Below are 15,764 nucleotides of genomic sequence, written 5' to 3'. Positions count from 1 at the left end.
CGTTTTGCCCGAATTGCGCGTTATTGATCCTTCTGTGGCCGGTTCGTCGCCGTTCGGGAGCAGACGGGTGGCCCCGTGGTGATTATGCGAAACTCTTCCCATGAGCAACGGCACCTTGATTCTGATGCGGCACGGCGAGAGCGAGTGGAACGCGTCGAACCAGTTCACCGGCTGGGTCGATGTGGCGCTCACCGAGAAGGGCGAGGCCGAGGCGGTCCGTGCCGGTGAGTTGCTCGTCGAGCACGACGTCCTGCCCGACATCCTCTACACGTCGCTGTTGCGTCGGGCCATCCAGACCGCGCAGATCGCACTGGACAAGGCCGATCGCCACTGGATTCCGGTGACCCGCGACTGGCGACTCAACGAGCGTCACTACGGTGCCCTGCAGGGGCTCAACAAGGCGGACACCCTCGAGAAGTACGGCCAGGAGCAGTTCATGCTCTGGCGCCGCAGCTACGACACGCCGCCGCCGCCCATCGAGCGGGACGCGCAGTACAGCCAATCCGACGATCCGCGCTATGGCGATCTCGCCGAGGTGCCGCTGACGGAATGCCTCAAGGACGTCGTCGCACGCATGATCCCGTACTTCACCGAGACCATCGCGACCGACATCAGGGCAGGCAAGACGGTGCTCGTCGCGGCCCACGGCAACTCCCTGCGCGCCTTGGTGAAGTACCTCGACGACATCTCCGATGCCGACATCGCCGGCCTCAACATCCCGACCGGCAACCCGTTGCGCTACGACCTCGACGAGAACCTGAAGCCGCTCAATCCCGGCGGGACCTACCTGGACCCGGAAGCGGCCGCAGCGGGCGCCGCAGCCGTTGCGGCCCAAGGGCAGAAGTAGTTCCGGCCAGCTGTAACAAAATCGTCATGGTGCCGATGCTGTGACGCGCGCTACATTGGATGCCATGGCGAATGTCGGGACCCTACGCATCACCCATTCCCCTGCTCAGGAGCGGTACGAAGCGATCTTGACACCGGATCCGGCGGCTGACGGAAGTGGCGACGAAGAGATGGTCGGCTATCTCGACTATGTCTCGGAGCCGTATCAGGTGGTGTTGACCCATACCGTCGTCCGCGAGCAGTTCAGCGGTCATGGCTATGCGGGACAACTCGTTCGGTACGTGCTCGACGACATCCGCGCAACCGGCAAGCAGGTGATGCCGGTCTGCTCGTACGTGCAGCGCTTCATCTCGCAACATCCCGAGTACGCCGACATGGCGGTTCCCGTACCGCAGTGACCGGCGGACTGTACGTCTGCGGACTGCTGGATCACGCGGCATAGCAACGACCTGGTGGCGGGTGTGAGGGAATGGTCGAACACCGGGTGAACAGCCGCGGAACAATGGCCGGGAATGTGCAGTGGGCGTTTGTTGCGCCGTAAGCTGCAATTGTGACCGTTGCATTGTTGGTCGCGGCTTTCGCGCTCGCGCTGGTCTGCGGAGTGCTCGTCGGACTCGGCTGGCGCGGACGGAGCTGGAGCGCCGGCCGTGCGTGGAGACCGTTCTCCGCCCCCAGGACGAGTTCGCCGCAGGCGACCTCGGCCCAGGTGGCGACCTCATTGCTCGAATCGCGGATGTTCGCCGCGCACGCGCCGCGCGAGGTGGACGCGGCGGCCGAACTGCGCGACACCGACGTCGACGTGACCACCGACGACGGGCGGATGACCAAGGCCGGACTGCTGAGTCTCATCGTGCGCAACAGTGAGAGCGCGGTCGCGGTGGTGGACCGCTTCCGCGACGTCGTCCTCTACAACCATCAGGCCGTCGAGCTCGGCGTCGTCCGTGAACGCCTGCTCGCCGACGCCGTGTGGGATGCCGCCAAAGAGGTCCTCGACACCGAGGTGGAGGCGCGTTTCGAGTTCACTCCGACCCAGTCGTCGCTTGGCTTCATCTCCACCGGCCGCACCACCGCGCGCAACGTGGAGTCGGTGCGCTGCCTGGTGCGACTCGTCGCGCACGACGACGAGCGCTACGCCGTGGTCTACGGCGTCGACGACACCGAGCATTCGCGGGTGGAGGCGACTCGTCGCGACTTCATCGCCAACGTCTCACACGAGTTGAAGACCCCGGTCGGGGCGATCGGCCTGCTGGCCGAGGCTCTCCTCGAATCCTCCGACGACCCGGACTCCGTCGAACACTTCGGCCGTCGGGTGCTCGTCGAATCCGACCGCATGGGCAACATGGTCAGCGAACTCATCGCCCTCTCGCGGCTGCAAGGCGGCGAGACGTCGGAGTTCGCCCCGGTCGACGTCGACGAGCTGGTCTCCGAGGCGATCGACAGTTCGACGACCAATGCCGAAGCGGTCTCGATCACCTTGCGCGCGGACGAGCCGTCCGGACTCACCGTTCGCGGCGATCGCAGGCTCCTGCTGACCGCCCTGTCCAATCTCGTGGTCAATGCCATCGCATATTCGCCGGAACACACCACCGTCTCGATCAGTCGTCGTATCACCACCACGGACGGTCGCCCGATGGTCGCCCTGGCGGTGACCGATCGCGGTATCGGCATCGCACCCGACGATCAGGAACGCGTCTTCGAGAGGTTCTTCCGGGTGGACAAGGCCCGTTCGCGCCTCACTGGTGGCACCGGCCTCGGTCTGGCCATCGTCAAACACGTCGCCGCCAATCACGGAGGCAACATCGGCTTGTGGAGCAAGCCCGGCACCGGCTCCACATTCACCCTCAGCATCCCGCAGGATCTGACCCCCGGTTTTCCCGACGACGATCCGGTCCTGCCCGCACACCTCGATCCGGCGTCGAACGCCGAATCGGATCACCCGACCCGACCGAAGGAATTGCATAGGTGACGCACGTATTGATCGTCGAGGACGAGGAATCGTTGGCCGACCCGTTGGCCTTCCTGCTCCGCAAAGAGGGCTTCGAGGCCAGCGTCGTCACCGATGGGGCTCAGGCGCTCACGGCGTTCGACCGCGTCAGCCCGGACATCGTTCTCCTCGACGTGATGTTGCCCGGCATGTCGGGCACCGAGATCTGCAAATCACTGCGGGCACGGTCCGGTGTGCCGGTGATCATGGTGACCGCCCGTGACAGCGAGATCGACAAGGTCGTCGGACTCGAACTGGGCGCCGACGACTATGTGACCAAGCCGTACTCGGCGCGTGAGCTGATCGCGCGCATCCGTGCGGTTCTGCGCCGCGGCGGAGACGCGGGCGAGGAGGATCTGGCAATCGGCGTGCTGGAGGAGGGACCGGTGCGGATGGACGTGGAGCGCCACACGGTCGCGGTCAACGGCCAGTCGACCACATTGCCACTCAAGGAGTTCGACCTCCTCGAGTACCTGTTGCGCAACGTCGGACGCGTGCTCACCCGCGGGCAGCTGATCGACCGGGTCTGGGGCGCCGACTACGTCGGTGACACCAAGACCCTCGACGTCCACGTCAAGCGCCTGCGGTCCAAGATCGAACCCGATCCGGGCACTCCCAAACACCTCGTCACGGTTCGCGGTCTGGGTTACAAGTTCGAGCCGTAGCCCCGGGGCGGTCAGTCGTGGCCCCCGGCCGGTCAGTCCTCGAGGAGTTCGTATTTGATGTCGGTCTCCCGCCGGGTCGTCGCGGCGGCGGTGGCCGGGTGAATCGCGATCAGGCCCAATCCGTTTCGGCGCCGGCATGCGGCAGCCAGCTCCTCGTAGGCCCGTCGGCCGATCAGCTCGGTGAGCTCCGGGCCGTAGGATTCCCAGACCTGGGTGGCGCCGACATGCGCGTCCGGCGATCCGGAGCAATACCACTGGAGGTCGTGTCCGCCCTCGCCCCAGCCGCGTCGGTCGAACTCGGTGATGGTGGTCTGGAGGATCTCGGTGCCGTCGGGGCGTTCCACCCAGCTCTCCTCGCGACGCATCGGGAGTTGCCAGCACACCTCGGGCTTCACGGTGAGCGGTTCGAGTCCCCGACGCAGCGCCATCGAGTGCAATGCGCACCCGGCGCCGCCCTCGAAGCCGGGTCGGTTCAGAAAGATGCAGGCGCCCTTGTACTTTCGAGTCTTGAGCGCGGGCTCGTCGTCGAGGTCGCCCTCTTCGAGGTAGCCGCGGGGGCCGAGCGGGTCCTTGCCGGAGCCCTTCTTGTGGAACTGCCAGTCGTCGGCGGTCAGCATGGCCATGCCCTCGGCCAGCTTCCGACGGTCGTCCTCGTCGGAGAGGTAGGCGCCGTGACTGCAGCACCCGTCGTGTTCACGGCCCTCGATGATGCCCTGGCACGCCGGAGTCCCGAACACGCATGTCCAGTAGGAGAGCAACCACGTCAGGTCCGCCCGGATGACGTGTTCGGAATTGTCGGGATCGATGAATTCGTACCATTCACGCGGGAAGTCGAGATCCACCTCGGGCGCCGGTTTCATGCGCGTCGATGCTTCGGTGCGGGCCATGGTGTCCACGGTAACCGCCGGCGGCGTCTTCGCATGTCGAGCGGGTACGCGCCGCGCCGGGGACCGGGGCAAGGGTCTCCGGTGTGCCGTGGCCGACGACGCAGTAGGGTGTGAGGACGTGCGTCTAGGAGTGCTCGACGTGGGCAGCAATACGGTTCATCTGCTGGTGGTCGACGCCCACCGCGGTGGCCACCCCACCCCGATGAGTTCCACCAAATCCGTGCTGCGCCTCGCCGAGCAGATCGACGACCGCGGCCGCCTGTCCGATCGCGCGGCAGCCAAGCTCATCGAGTCGGTGGACGAGTTCACCCACATCGCATCGACGTCGGGTTGTGAGCAGATCATGGCTTTCGCGACGTCGGCGGTACGCGACGCGAGCAACAGCGACGAGGTGCTCGCCGAGGTCGCACGCAAGACCGGCGTGCAGGTCACCGTGCTCTCCGGTCCCGACGAGGCGCGACTGACGTCGTTGGCGGTGCGGCGCTGGTATGGCTGGAGCGCAGGCCGCATCCTCGCGCTCGACATCGGGGGCGGATCGCTGGAGATGTCCAACGGGGTGGATGAGGAACCCGAGGTGGCGCTGTCGGTGCCACTCGGTGCCGGCCGGCTGACGCGGGAGTGGCTGCCCGGCGACCCACCGGACCGCCGTCGGGTGTCGGTGCTGCGGGATTGGCTCGACGCGGAGCTGCGGCCCGCGGCGAAAGAACTCATCGACCCGGGCAAACCCGATCTCGCGGTCGGCACGTCGAAGACGTTCCGGAGTCTGGCCCGGCTGACCGGGGCGGCGCCGTCGAGCGCAGGCCCCCGAGTGAAACGCCAGCTGACGTCGAGTGGGTTGCGTCAACTGATCTCGTTCATCTCGCGGATGACTCGTGATGATCGTGCCGAACTCGAGGGCGTGAGCGCAGATCGCGCAGGTCAGCTGGTCGCAGGCGCGCTTGTGGCGGAGGCGGCCATGCGGGCGCTGTCAGTCGATACACTTGAGATCTGTCCGTGGGCGCTGCGCGAGGGGGTCATCCTGCGTCGGCTCGACTCGGAGCCGGCGGAATCGGCAGAGTCCATCGGAAACGGAGCCGTGGGAACCAGGGGGGTGGACCGCGGCGTTGGATGACCGGTGTTCCCGATCCGCAGGCGCGGAGGACATCGGACACACAATTGACGATGTCCCGCGAGGGGGCGGGTTGATCTCGAGGACGGAGAGCGCACTCTGATGGCGAACGAACCGGATGCACCGGACTCACGGCCGATCTCCGTGTCGGAGTTGCTGGCACGCAGTCGCGAGGAGGGCGGTGCCGCCACCGGCGGTACCCGCGAAGGCCGCGGCAGGCGCCGCGTCGGCCGCGAGGGTTCGGTGTCCGTGTCGGAACTGACCGGTGAGATCCCGCGCGTCCGGTCGGCCGATGCGACCGACGCCGGTCCCGCCGAGCCGGAGACCGGCGGCAATCGCCGGTCGGCTCCGGAAACGCCGGCGCCGGAGGAGCGCCGCGACGACGCGGGCGCCTTCCCGCGGTCGGCGAACCCGGTCGCACGTCGCTATGCCGATGACCGCCCGGTCGCAGATCGGGCGCCCTCCCCATTCCCATCTCAGAAGCCCGGCCCGGACGCGCCGCCGCCGTCGAACCGGCCGGCCGGTCCCACCGCGAGCGGGATGCCCGGATATGCCTCGCCCTCCACCCGTGACTTCAGCGCCTCTTCGGTCACCGGTCGGCTCGCGCCCCAGACCGGCGCCAATCGGCCGGGACCGGCACCGCGGGGCCGTCCGTCGGCCGCCGAATCGGAGAACGCCAATGCGGTGACCGGGATCATCCCCGTGGTGGAGGATGACGACGAGCTGGTGGTCGTGGAGCCCGACGACATCGACGGCTACGACCTGGCCTCCCTGTCCGGAACGCCCGAGGTGATCGAGGAAACGCCCGAATCGGCCGACGACTTCGAGGCCTATCGTGCGTTCGCCGACATCGACGAGGAGCCCGAGCCCCCGAAGCGGCGCTTCGGCTGGCTCAAGAACAAACAGAATTCCGACCGGTCCTCCCGTCCTGCGGCGGCGCGTGCGCGCGAGCAGGTGGTGGCCGACGAGCCCGGCTTCGATGAACCCGACCAGGTCGCAGACGCCGACCGGGAGCCCGACGTCGACGATCTGTCGGTGGGCGGTACCGCGGCATTCGCAGCACCGACGGTAGCCGAGCCGTCGGACCCCGCGGAGGCCCGGACCGAATACATCGGTGACCTCGCCGACGGTCCGGACACCGACACGGCCCACATCGACACGGCTCACATCGACGCCGAACACACCGACACCGACCTGGACGAGACCGACGGCCCGGGCCCCGACGATCTCAGCACCCGCGCAGGTCGTCGTCGGGCCGCTGCGATCGAAACCGCTCGCGCCGAGGCTCTCGACCCGGTCGCGACGACCAGCGATCGCGACGTCGCTCCGGCGGCCACGCCTACGGCCGACGAGCAGACCGACGACAAGCGTGACAGCGACGGGAGCAAGCACTCGCCGACGGTGGCGTGGCTTGTCGTCATCGGACAGTCGATCGCCGGTCTCGCGATCGGCATCGGACTGTTCTGGGGCTTCACCGAACTGTGGAAGTGGAACGTCTACTTCGCGCTGGTGCTGGCCGTGCTGGTGATCTTCGGCATCGTCACCTTCGCGCATCTAGTGCGGCGGACGAAAGATCTCACGACCACGCTTCTCGCGCTGGGCGTCGGGCTGATCGTGACGATCGGCCCACTGGTGTTGTTGGCCACCTGAGTCCCACCGTGACAGACGCCGTGCCATCGCCGACACGACCCGAGACACGCGACATCCCCATCGGGTTGTCGACGGCATCGGTCTATCCGCAGAACACCGAGGCGGCATTCGCCTACGCCGCGGAACTCGGATTCGACGGGGTCGAGCTGATGGTGTGGGGCGAGGCGGTGAGCCAGGACATTCGGCACGTCGAATACCTGTCCGAGCGCTACCAGGTGCCCGTCCTGTCGATCCACGCACCGTGTCTGCTGATCTCCCAGCGCGTCTGGGGTCGTGACCCACTGGTCAAATTGGCGCGGTCGGTGCAGGCCGCCGAGGACCTCGGCGCCCAGACCGTGGTGGTGCATCCGCCGTTTCGCTGGCAGCGGGCCTATGTCGAAGCCTTCGACGATCTCGTCGCGGAACTCGAGGAGGACAGCGGGATCGCGATCGCCGTGGAGAACATGTTCCCGATGCGCGCCGACCGCCTGTTCGGAGCGGGCGAGCGTTCGGCGAAACGTCTCGCCGGTCGCGGTGGCGGTCCCGGGCTCGCGGCGTCGGCGTTCGGCAAGTCGATCGACCCGACCGACGACGGCTACGCCAACTACACCCTCGATCTCTCCCACACCGCGACCGCGGGCGTCGACGCGCTGGCCATGTTCGACCGGATGGGATCGCGTCTCAACCACCTGCATCTCGCCGACGGTGACGGCGCGGCCACCGACGAACACCTGCTTCCCGGCGACGGCAATCAGCCGTGCGCAGAGGTCTGCCGGCTTCTCGCGCAGAGTGACTTCGACGGTGCCGTCGTGCTGGAGGTCACCACCAGCTCCGCCCGCAACAAACCCGAACGCAGTGCACTGTTGGCCCATTCGCTAGATTTTGCGCGGCAGCATCTCCGACGGACGCTGCCCTCGGACGGCCCCGAACGGGTCCGGACCGACCAGGTGTGAACGCACCGGTCGAGTCCGCCCGACATGAACCAGAGAGCGGATCGATGACCCAGAAGCTGGCCGATGTGTTGGCCCTCACCGAGGTGGGCAGGTCGGGCGACGACCGGATCACCTACCGCGCGGTGATGGACCCCGTGTTCACCATCGGACCGAAGGTGCACGGCGGCAGTCTGCAGATGGTCGTCGCGCATGCGGCCCGACAGGCGCTGACCGACCTCTCCCCGCAGGGGGCCTCTGACGACGACGCGGAGGCGGCGAAGATCCCGGTCGCCATCAGCAGTGACTACCTCGCCGCCCCGGACGCCGCGGCTATCGACCTCGAGGTGCTGTTGCGCAAGCGCGGCCGGACGGTCACGGTGATGACAGTCGACGCCGTGCAGGGCGGTCGGACGATGGTGTCGTCGTCGGTCACCTGCGCGCGCCCTGATGCCGGGGCGCCGCATCACACGGCTCCGACGGTGCTCGACGGAACGCCCGACGAGCCACCGGCCAGCGGTATCGCACTCGACGATTCACCGATCGCCGAGGTCAACCACCTCGGGCCCGCGCTGGATTTCGTGCTCGACCCCGAGACCTTCCCGATCGCCCGCGGCGAGACCGGTGAGCCCGTGGTGCGCGGGTGGGTCCGCCCGAAGGGTGGGGAGCCGGATACGAACTTCGCCGTGCTCGTCTGCGACATCTCGCCACCGGTGGTGATGAACCTGGCGTTGTTCGGCTGGGCTCCCACCGTCCAATTGACCACCTACATCCGCCGTCATCCGGCACCCGGGTGGCTGCGATTCGCCGCGACCAGCACAGAGGTGGGACCCGGGATGTTCGAGGAAGACCATCTCGTGGTGGACTCGACCGGGACGATCGTCGCGCAGTCGCGACAACTCGCCCTCATCCCGCAGCGCTCTTAGCATCGAGCCAGGAGCGCCGGGCCCGGACCATCGGGCTCGGAACACCGGGCAGCATTCGCTCGCGGTACCCACCGCGACCAGCTCACACATCAGACTTCAGGAAGGCATCACTCGTGACCGAACGCATCGCCATCGTGGGCGGCGGCAAGATCGGAGAGGCGCTGCTGGCCGGCTTGATCCAGTCCGGCAAACAGACCAAGAACCTCGTCGTCGCCGAGAGGATGTCGAGTCGGGCCAAAGAGATCGCCGACGAGTACGGCGTCCTCGTCACCGACGTGGCCTCGGCCGCCGAGGGCGCGCACTATGTGTTCCTGGCGATCAAGCCGGACGATGTCGACTCGGTGCTCCGCCAGCTGGCCAGCGCCGACGACAGCGCCGACTCCGAGCGTGTCACGGTGACCCTGGTGGCCGGTATCCCGATCTCCCGGTACGAGAACGCGCTGCAGGCCGGGACCCCGGTGATCCGGGTGATGCCCAACACGCCGATGCTGGTCAACGAGGCGATGTCGGCGGTGTCGGCGGGGCGTTACGTCGGCGACGAACAGCTCGCCGCGGTCGTGGGGCTCCTCGAATCGGTCGGCAAGGTCGCAGTGGTGCCGGAGAAGCAGATGGATGCGGTGACCGCGGTCTCCGGCTCCGGGCCCGCCTACGTCTTCCTGATGGCCGAGGCGATGATCGATGCCGGTGTGGCCCTCGGCCTGAGCCGGCCGCAGGCCAGCGAGATGGCGGTGCAGACCATCAGGGGTGCCGGTCTGCTCCTCAGCGAATCGGGACTGTCGCCGGTCGATCTGCGCGCTGCGGTGACGTCACCCGGCGGTACCACGGCAGCGGCGATCCGCGAGTTCGAGGCCAACGGCTTTCGGCACGGCGTCTACGAGGCGACGCGGGCATGCGCACAGGCGAGTGCGAAGGCCGGACATCGACCCGACGTTGAGGGTTTGTCGGGTGCGAACGGGCGTCGGACCGATTCCGACACCCCCTGAATTTGTGGTCGATGGCCTGCGAAATCCCAGGATGTAGGGGTTGACGCAAAATTTGCCGCAACATTCACACAACTCACGTCGCTTTTTTCACATCAGCCACGCTAAGCTCCTTTAAGCACGTGCGTGTCTGATGTCCGCCGGAGGGGAAGCCGGCGGCCGCGACGCGTGCACCGGAGGTATGAGTAATTCATGGCACCTGCAGAAAAGCCTGGTGACAGGACTGGCGCGGTGAGCAATGCGGCCTCGGGGTCGCAGTTCCTCACGGTCGCCGAGGTCGCATCGCTGATGCGAGTATCGAAGATGACGGTGTACCGGCTCGTGCACAGCGGCGAGTTGCCGGCCGTGCGCGTCGGCCGCTCGTTCCGGGTGCATGCCAAGGCCGTGCACGACTACCTGGAGACCTCGTACTTCGACGTCGGCTGATCGCCGGTCCCTCGGGCGCCGGACGTCATCCGGTCCGAACGACATCTCCACTCCCTCGGCGGAGCGCGCTCGTCGGCGCGACTCGGCCGGGGGAGTTGTGGCATCTGACGACCTGATTTTCGCTTGACCACCGGGGACCGGTAATGTGGGACTTCGCGTGCTGATGCCTACGCGCTGCGCCACGCATGGCTGGGCACACCAGACTGTCAGAAATAGAAGCGTCAACCGTGAGGAAGCACCCCGATGGGTTCTGTGATCAAGAAGCGCCGCAAGCGCATGTCGAAGAAGAAGCACCGCAAATTGCTGCGGCGGACCCGGGTGCAGCGTCGTAAGCTCGGCAAATAGTCGTCGGCTCCACGACCGGCGACCTGCCGAGAAGAACCCGCTCATGGCGGGTTCTTCGTGTTTGTGCACCTCTGAGCTGATCGGCTGCGCGCAGCGGACCGCGTGACGGCCCGCTAGCCTTGGGGCATGTCAGACGAGCGGGCCACCGCGACGCCGCGAACGGTGCTGGTCACCGGGGCGTCCACCTTCCTCGGCGGATACCTCGTGGCGCGGTTGGCGGCCAACCCCGATATCGAGCGGGTGCTCGCAGTCGACTCACGACTGCCGCGCAAAGACCTGATGCGCCGTATGGGTCGCGCCGAGTTCCTGCGTCTCGACATCCGGCGACCGGCGATCGCCAAGGCGATCGCGAGCTACGAGGTCGACACCGTGGTGCACGCGGCGACCTCGATCATGGAGACCGCACCGCACTCGGCCGCGATCAAGGAGTTCAACGTCGTCGGCGCGATGCAGGTGTGCGCGGCCTGCCAGCGCAGTCCATCGGTGAAGCGGCTGATCCTGCGCTCGACCGCGATGGTCTACGGCGCCAGTGCGCACGATCCGTCGCACTTCTCCGAGGAGACACCTGCACGCCGTGAGCCGAAACGCGGGTACGGTCGGGACCTCCTCGACATCGAGGGCTACGTCCGCGGGCTGGGGCGCCGCCGGCAGGACATCGACGTCACCATCGTCCGGCCGCAGGCGATGCTGGGGCCACGGATCAACACGCGTATGGGCTCCTACCTCTCGTTGCCGATCGTGCCGACCGTGATCGGCTATCAACCGCGGCTGCAGTTCCTCCACGAGGAGGACGCGCTGGCGGCGATGGAGCACGTGACCCTCACCGGCAAGCCCGGTACCTTCAATGTCTCCGGTGAGGGAGTGGTGACGTTGACCCAGGCGATCCGGCGTATCGGCCACATCGAACTCCCGGTGCCGAGCAGTCTGCTCGCGCCGATCACCGGCGTTTTCCAGGACCTCAGGTCGGCCAAATTGCGTTCCAGCCAGACCGAATATCTCACCTACGGGCGCGTCCTCGACACCACCAGGATGCGCTCGGAACTCGGTTTCGCGCCGCGGTTTTCGACACTGGAGACCGTCGACGACTTCATCGAACGCGGCGGGTTGTCGGCCGTCGTCGCGCCCGACTCCTGGCGGTCACTCGAACGACGGGTGGTCGATGCCGCGCACCAGCTCCAATGAGCATCGGCGCCGCGCCCGACTCGGCCGCGTGACTTCGCACACACCCGTGCACGAACGAGACCCAGGCCTTAGACTTGGACACCAGACCCAGTCCGGTGAGCGCGTAGCATAATCGCTGAGATGCCATCGTGGCTGTCGGGGCTCGAACACAACGTGGAACGTAGGGGTGAGATTCTTGGCAGGTGGCGCCAACGACGCACGTACTGCAAAGGTGATCCAGCTCTACGCGACGCCGGGCGACGGTGTCGACCCGCCACATTCGAGCCGTCGTGCCGCGCGTGAACAAGGCCGTGCGCGCCACCCGAGTCAGCAGCCGGCCGGCGCCCGACCGGCCGCGAGAACTATGACGGCGCAACGGAATTCCGGGCAAGGCGCACAAACCGGGCACCCCAACACCGATGGCTTCGGGCTACCGCCCGCGCCCGTGACACCGATCAGCGAAGACGTGCGCCTGCCCGCCGAATCGCTCGTCGAGCACCTGGGCCCGTCGCGGTCGAGTCCGCTCTTCTCGCTCTCCGGTATCCGAGGTGCGGTCGCAGATTCTCTGACCGCGACCGCCGGGTTCATCCGGGAACGGATGACCGGTGAGTACGAGGTCGACGAGTTCGGTTTCGATCCGCACTTCACCGAGTCGGTCTGGTTCCCGGCGATCCGGCAGGTCTATGAGAAGTGGTTCCGGGTCGAGGTCTCGGGGATCGAGAACCTGCCGACCGAGGGCGGGGCGCTCCTGGTGGCGAACCACGCGGGCACGCTCCCGATCGATGCGATAATGACGTCGCTGGCCGTGCGGGACAATCACCCGACCGGACGCCATCTGCGAGTTCTGGCGGCGGACATGGCATTCGACACCCCAGGCGTCAGCGAGGTCGCCCGGCGGATCGGTGCGACCCTGGCCTGCAATCATGATGCCGACCGGCTGCTGCGGGCAGGCGAACTGACCGCGGTGTGGCCCGAGGGTTACAAGGGCATCGGGAAGTTGTACAAGGACCGCTACAAGCTGCAGCGGTTCGGGCGTGGTGGCTTCGTGACCACCGCCCTGCGCAACGCCGCTCCCATCGTCCCCGTCTCCATCGTGGGCTCCGAAGAGATCTATCCGATGCTCGCCGACCTCAAGCCGGTCGCGAAAGTGCTTGGCCTGCCGTATTTTCCGGTCACCCCCACCTTTCCGTGGCTCGGTCCGCTCGGGGTGGTCCCGCTGCCGTCGAAATGGCACATCCACTTCGGTCGCCCGATCGACACCGGCTCCTACGGCGAGAGTTCCGCCGACGATCCGATGGTGGTCTTCGACCTGACCGATCACGTCCGTGAAGAAATCCAGCAGACCTTGTTCCGTATGCTCAGCCGTCGCGGTAGCGTCTACTTCGGCTGATCGAACCCGGCCGTCGCCGGAAGACAGCAGCGAGGCGACGAAGGGTGGGGCCGAAGATGAAGGCTGTGGCATGCCACGACGGTGAGTTGTCGGTGGTCGAGCTCCCGATACCGACGCCGGGACCTGGGCAGGTACTGATCCGCGTGATCAGGGCGGGAATCTGTGGCTCCGACCTCCATGCGCGTACGCAATGCGACGCCAGCGCCGACGTGGCCGACGAGGTCGGCTACGGCGGATTCATGCGGTCGACGGAATCGGTGGTCATGGGGCACGAGTTCACCGGTGACGTGGTCGCCTACGGTCCGGGTTGTCGAAAGCGTTGGGCGCCGGGGACATCGGTGGTGGCCATGCCGATGATCAAGCACGGCGACGACGCCCACCTCACCGGTCTGTCCGTGCATGCGCCGGGCGCCTACGCCGACCTGCTGCTGGTGGCCGAGGACCTGACGATGCCCGTGCCCGACAACGTGACGGCGGATCTCGCCGCCCTCACCGAGCCGTTGGCGGTCGCCCATCACGCGGTCCGGCGCGGTGACGTCGGCAAGCGTGACGTCGCGGTGGTGATCGGCTGCGGACCGATCGGCCTCGCGGTGATCCTGATGCTGAAGGCGGCAGGCGTCCGATCGGTGGTGGCCAGCGATCTCTCGGCCGGACGCCGGGCGCTCGCGCGACGCTGCGGGGCAGATGTTGTCGTCGACCCGACGGTCGAGTCGCCGTGGGACGCATGTACCGAGAAGCGCAACTACCTCACCCGCGCGAGCGACTTGTTCGACACCGCGTTCGGCGCGATGCACGAACTACAGCGAATCCGCGGTGTGCCGTGGTGGAAGGTGATGCGCCTCGCCGAACGCGTCGGTGCGACGCCGCGGGGACCGGTGGTGTTCGAGTGTGTCGGCGTACCCGGCATCATCGAGGACATCGTGTCCCATTCGCCGTTCCGGTCACGGGTCGTCGTGGTCGGTGTGTGTATGCAACCCGACACCTTCCGGCCCGCCATGACGATCAACAAGGAGATCGACCTGCGTTTCGTCTTCGGTTACGACCCAGGCGAATTCCGCGACACCCTGCACATGATCGCAGACGCCGAGGTGGACCCGAGCCCGTTGATCACCGCAACTGTCGGACTCGGTGGGGTGGCCGCGGCATTCGACGCACTCGCGGGCGCCGAGCATCACGCCAAGGTGCTGATCGATCCGATGTCGGATGTCGCGACGCTGTAGCCCCCGCTGACAGCAACCGATTTCCCGTCGACGCAACCGAAACTGCGCCGACGGCAACCGATTTCCCGCCGACAGCAACTGGGCCCTCAGCCCCTGGCCTGCCGCCAGAACCTCGTCGCGGTCGCCGCACCCGCCCCGGCCGCGCCGAGCACCAACGCGGTCGTCGCGCCGTACTTCGCCGCTTTGCGGGCGGTACGGAAGTCGTACATCTCCCAGCCGCGCACCTTGGCCACCTCGCGGAGGTCGGCGTCCGGGTTGATCGCCACCGCCGTCCCGACCAAAGACAGCATGGGCACATCGTTGTGCGAGTCCGAATATGCGGTGCAGCGCTTGAGGTTCAGGCCCTCGCGGATCGCCAGCGCGCGCACCGCATGCGCCTTGCCTGGACCATGCAGGATGTCGCCGACGAGTCGACCGGTGAACACGCCGTCGACACTCTCGGCGACGGTGCCGAGAGCGCCGGTCAGCCCCAGGCGCTCGGCGATCGTCTGTGCGAGTTCCACCGGCGTGGCCGTCACCAGCCACACCTGCTGACCCGCGTCCAGATGACGTTGTGCCAAAGCCCTTGTGCCGGGCCAGATCTTGTCGGCGATGTACTCGTCGTAGATCTCTTCGCCGAGCCGGATCAGCTCCGAGGTCTGGCGACCGGCGATGAAGGAGAGTGCCTTCTCGCGACCTTCCGCGACATCGTCGGGGTTCTCCTTGCCGGTGATCTGGAATTTCGCCTGCGTCCACGCGAAGTCGAGGATGTCGCCGTAGGTGAAGTACTTGTGTGCGGCCAGGCCGCGGGCGAAATGGATGATCGACGCGCCCTGGACAAGAGTGTTGTCGACGTCGAAGAACGCAGCAGCCGTCAGATCCCGCGGGGTCTCCGAGGGTTCCTCGTCCGACGGTGGCCGGGCGCGGAGCGTGTCGACGGCGACCCGGGCGCTCGCCTCGCCGGCGAGGGCCTGACGTAGTTCGTGAGCCGTCTGTCGGAAGCGGCCGCTGGTGGCCCGGGCACGTTCGGAGATCCAGGTGGCGACCCGTGAGGCGTCCTCGTCATCGTCGACGGTGTCGTCGTCGCGCGAGTCGTCGAGCCCGTCGTCGCCGCCGGTTCCGGACGGATCGATGCTTTGGGCGTGGGTCTCCCAGTCCTCACCGTCGAGCGCGGTCTCATCGAGGGCCGGGATGGTGGCATCGGTGTCGTCACTCTGGGGCCCGCTCCCGGCGCCGTCACCCTGGGGCCCGCTCGCTTCGCTCCCGGCGCCGTGGTGCTGTGGCCCGCT

At 67.2% G+C, this 15,764-nt stretch carries 16 protein-coding genes; 14 read left to right on the top strand and 2 right to left on the bottom strand.

Annotated features, from left to right (window positions below):
- Positions 1 to 100 precede the first annotated feature (100 nt).
- The 4 genes from IDF66_RS05875 to IDF66_RS05860 all read left to right on the top strand — a co-directional run bounded on the left by IDF66_RS05875 (position 101) and on the right by IDF66_RS05860 (position 3,495).
- The gene (locus IDF66_RS05875) at positions 101 to 847 is read left to right on the top strand and encodes a phosphoglyceromutase (protein WP_190266018.1); all 747 of its coding nucleotides are present in this window, start codon (positions 101 to 103) and stop codon (positions 845 to 847) included.
- Between the two features lie 64 nt (positions 848 to 911).
- Complete coding sequence (locus IDF66_RS05870) at positions 912 to 1,244, top strand: GNAT family N-acetyltransferase (RefSeq protein ID WP_164310876.1); 333 nt, start codon at positions 912 to 914, stop codon at positions 1,242 to 1,244.
- Between the two features lie 152 nt (positions 1,245 to 1,396).
- On the top strand, positions 1,397 to 2,812 hold the full coding sequence (locus IDF66_RS05865; RefSeq protein ID WP_317628604.1) for a sensor histidine kinase: 1,416 nt from the start codon (positions 1,397 to 1,399) through the stop codon (positions 2,810 to 2,812).
- Positions 2,809 to 3,495, top strand: coding sequence for a response regulator (locus tag IDF66_RS05860; protein ID WP_190266017.1), 687 nt, complete (start codon positions 2,809 to 2,811; stop codon positions 3,493 to 3,495). The genes IDF66_RS05865 and IDF66_RS05860 overlap by 4 nt, the downstream gene beginning before the upstream one ends.
- A gap of 32 nt (positions 3,496 to 3,527) precedes the next feature.
- On the opposite strand, the gene IDF66_RS05855 is transcribed toward IDF66_RS05860, so the two are convergent.
- Positions 3,528 to 4,355: a hypothetical protein gene (locus IDF66_RS05855; protein ID WP_190266337.1), complete on the bottom strand. Its 828-nt coding sequence runs from the start codon at positions 4,353 to 4,355 to the stop codon at positions 3,528 to 3,530.
- A gap of 145 nt (positions 4,356 to 4,500) precedes the next feature.
- Here IDF66_RS05855 and IDF66_RS05850 point away from each other — a divergent pair, with 145 nt between their 5' ends.
- The 10 genes from IDF66_RS05850 to IDF66_RS05805 all read left to right on the top strand — a co-directional run bounded on the left by IDF66_RS05850 (position 4,501) and on the right by IDF66_RS05805 (position 14,496).
- Positions 4,501 to 5,493: a Ppx/GppA phosphatase family protein gene (locus IDF66_RS05850; protein ID WP_190266016.1), complete on the top strand. Its 993-nt coding sequence runs from the start codon at positions 4,501 to 4,503 to the stop codon at positions 5,491 to 5,493.
- Positions 5,494 to 5,592: 99 nt separating this feature from the next.
- Entirely contained in the window at positions 5,593 to 7,140 is a 1,548-nt protein-coding gene (locus IDF66_RS05845) for a hypothetical protein (protein ID WP_190266015.1), read from the top strand.
- 8 nt (positions 7,141 to 7,148) lie between these two features.
- The gene (locus tag IDF66_RS05840) at positions 7,149 to 8,072 is read left to right on the top strand and encodes a sugar phosphate isomerase/epimerase family protein (RefSeq protein WP_190266014.1); all 924 of its coding nucleotides are present in this window, start codon (positions 7,149 to 7,151) and stop codon (positions 8,070 to 8,072) included.
- A 44-nt stretch (positions 8,073 to 8,116) separates the two neighbouring features.
- Positions 8,117 to 8,974, top strand: a complete 858-nt coding sequence (locus IDF66_RS05835; RefSeq protein ID WP_190266013.1) for a thioesterase family protein — start codon at positions 8,117 to 8,119, stop codon at positions 8,972 to 8,974.
- Between the two features lie 113 nt (positions 8,975 to 9,087).
- Positions 9,088 to 9,957 (top strand): pyrroline-5-carboxylate reductase, encoded by an 870-nt coding sequence (gene proC, locus IDF66_RS05830; RefSeq protein WP_164310883.1) that lies wholly within the window; start codon positions 9,088 to 9,090, stop codon positions 9,955 to 9,957.
- Positions 9,958 to 10,146: 189 nt separating this feature from the next.
- Positions 10,147 to 10,380, top strand: a complete 234-nt coding sequence (locus tag IDF66_RS05825) for a helix-turn-helix domain-containing protein (protein WP_161061838.1) — start codon at positions 10,147 to 10,149, stop codon at positions 10,378 to 10,380.
- Positions 10,381 to 10,623: 243 nt separating this feature from the next.
- A complete protein-coding gene (locus IDF66_RS05820; RefSeq protein ID WP_003402602.1) occupies positions 10,624 to 10,725 on the top strand; it encodes a 30S ribosomal protein bS22 in 102 nt (33 codons plus the stop codon).
- A 126-nt stretch (positions 10,726 to 10,851) separates the two neighbouring features.
- Positions 10,852 to 11,907 carry an NAD-dependent epimerase/dehydratase family protein gene (locus tag IDF66_RS05815; RefSeq protein ID WP_190266012.1) on the top strand — a complete coding sequence of 352 codons (1,056 nt, stop codon included), beginning with the start codon at positions 10,852 to 10,854 and terminating at the stop codon, positions 11,905 to 11,907.
- A gap of 175 nt (positions 11,908 to 12,082) precedes the next feature.
- Positions 12,083 to 13,276 carry a lysophospholipid acyltransferase family protein gene (locus tag IDF66_RS05810; RefSeq protein WP_223309338.1) on the top strand — a complete coding sequence of 398 codons (1,194 nt, stop codon included), beginning with the start codon at positions 12,083 to 12,085 and terminating at the stop codon, positions 13,274 to 13,276.
- A gap of 56 nt (positions 13,277 to 13,332) precedes the next feature.
- A complete protein-coding gene (locus IDF66_RS05805; RefSeq protein WP_190266010.1) occupies positions 13,333 to 14,496 on the top strand; it encodes a zinc-binding dehydrogenase in 1,164 nt (387 codons plus the stop codon).
- Positions 14,497 to 14,582: 86 nt separating this feature from the next.
- On the opposite strand, the gene IDF66_RS05800 is transcribed toward IDF66_RS05805, so the two are convergent.
- Entirely contained in the window at positions 14,583 to 15,668 is a 1,086-nt protein-coding gene (locus IDF66_RS05800; RefSeq protein WP_164311154.1) for an HAD family hydrolase, read from the bottom strand.
- Positions 15,669 to 15,764: the final 96 nt, after the last annotated feature.

Source organism: Gordonia hankookensis (assembly GCF_014673215.1).
Lineage (GTDB): Bacteria > Actinomycetota > Actinomycetes > Mycobacteriales > Mycobacteriaceae > Gordonia > Gordonia hankookensis.
The sequence above is the reverse complement of the archived record's forward strand: the minus strand, read 5'-3'. Positions and strand labels throughout refer to the sequence as shown.

Excerpts from the sequence above, each read along its gene's own strand:
- IDF66_RS05875 (WP_190266018.1), top strand. The coding sequence starts at position 101 with ATGAGCAACGGCACCTTGATTCTGATGCGGCACGGCGAGAGCGAGTGG.
- IDF66_RS05870 (WP_164310876.1), top strand. The coding sequence starts at position 912 with ATGGCGAATGTCGGGACCCTACGCATCACCCATTCCCCTGCTCAGGAG.
- IDF66_RS05855 (WP_190266337.1), bottom strand. The coding sequence starts at position 4,355 with ATGAAACCGGCGCCCGAGGTGGATCTCGACTTCCCGCGTGAATGGTAC.
- IDF66_RS05845 (WP_190266015.1), top strand. The coding sequence starts at position 5,593 with ATGGCGAACGAACCGGATGCACCGGACTCACGGCCGATCTCCGTGTCG.
- IDF66_RS05835 (WP_190266013.1), top strand. The coding sequence starts at position 8,117 with ATGACCCAGAAGCTGGCCGATGTGTTGGCCCTCACCGAGGTGGGCAGG.
- IDF66_RS05825 (WP_161061838.1), top strand. The coding sequence starts at position 10,147 with ATGGCACCTGCAGAAAAGCCTGGTGACAGGACTGGCGCGGTGAGCAAT.
- IDF66_RS05820 (WP_003402602.1), top strand. The coding sequence starts at position 10,624 with ATGGGTTCTGTGATCAAGAAGCGCCGCAAGCGCATGTCGAAGAAGAAG.
- IDF66_RS05815 (WP_190266012.1), top strand. The coding sequence starts at position 10,852 with ATGTCAGACGAGCGGGCCACCGCGACGCCGCGAACGGTGCTGGTCACC.
- IDF66_RS05805 (WP_190266010.1), top strand. The coding sequence starts at position 13,333 with ATGAAGGCTGTGGCATGCCACGACGGTGAGTTGTCGGTGGTCGAGCTC.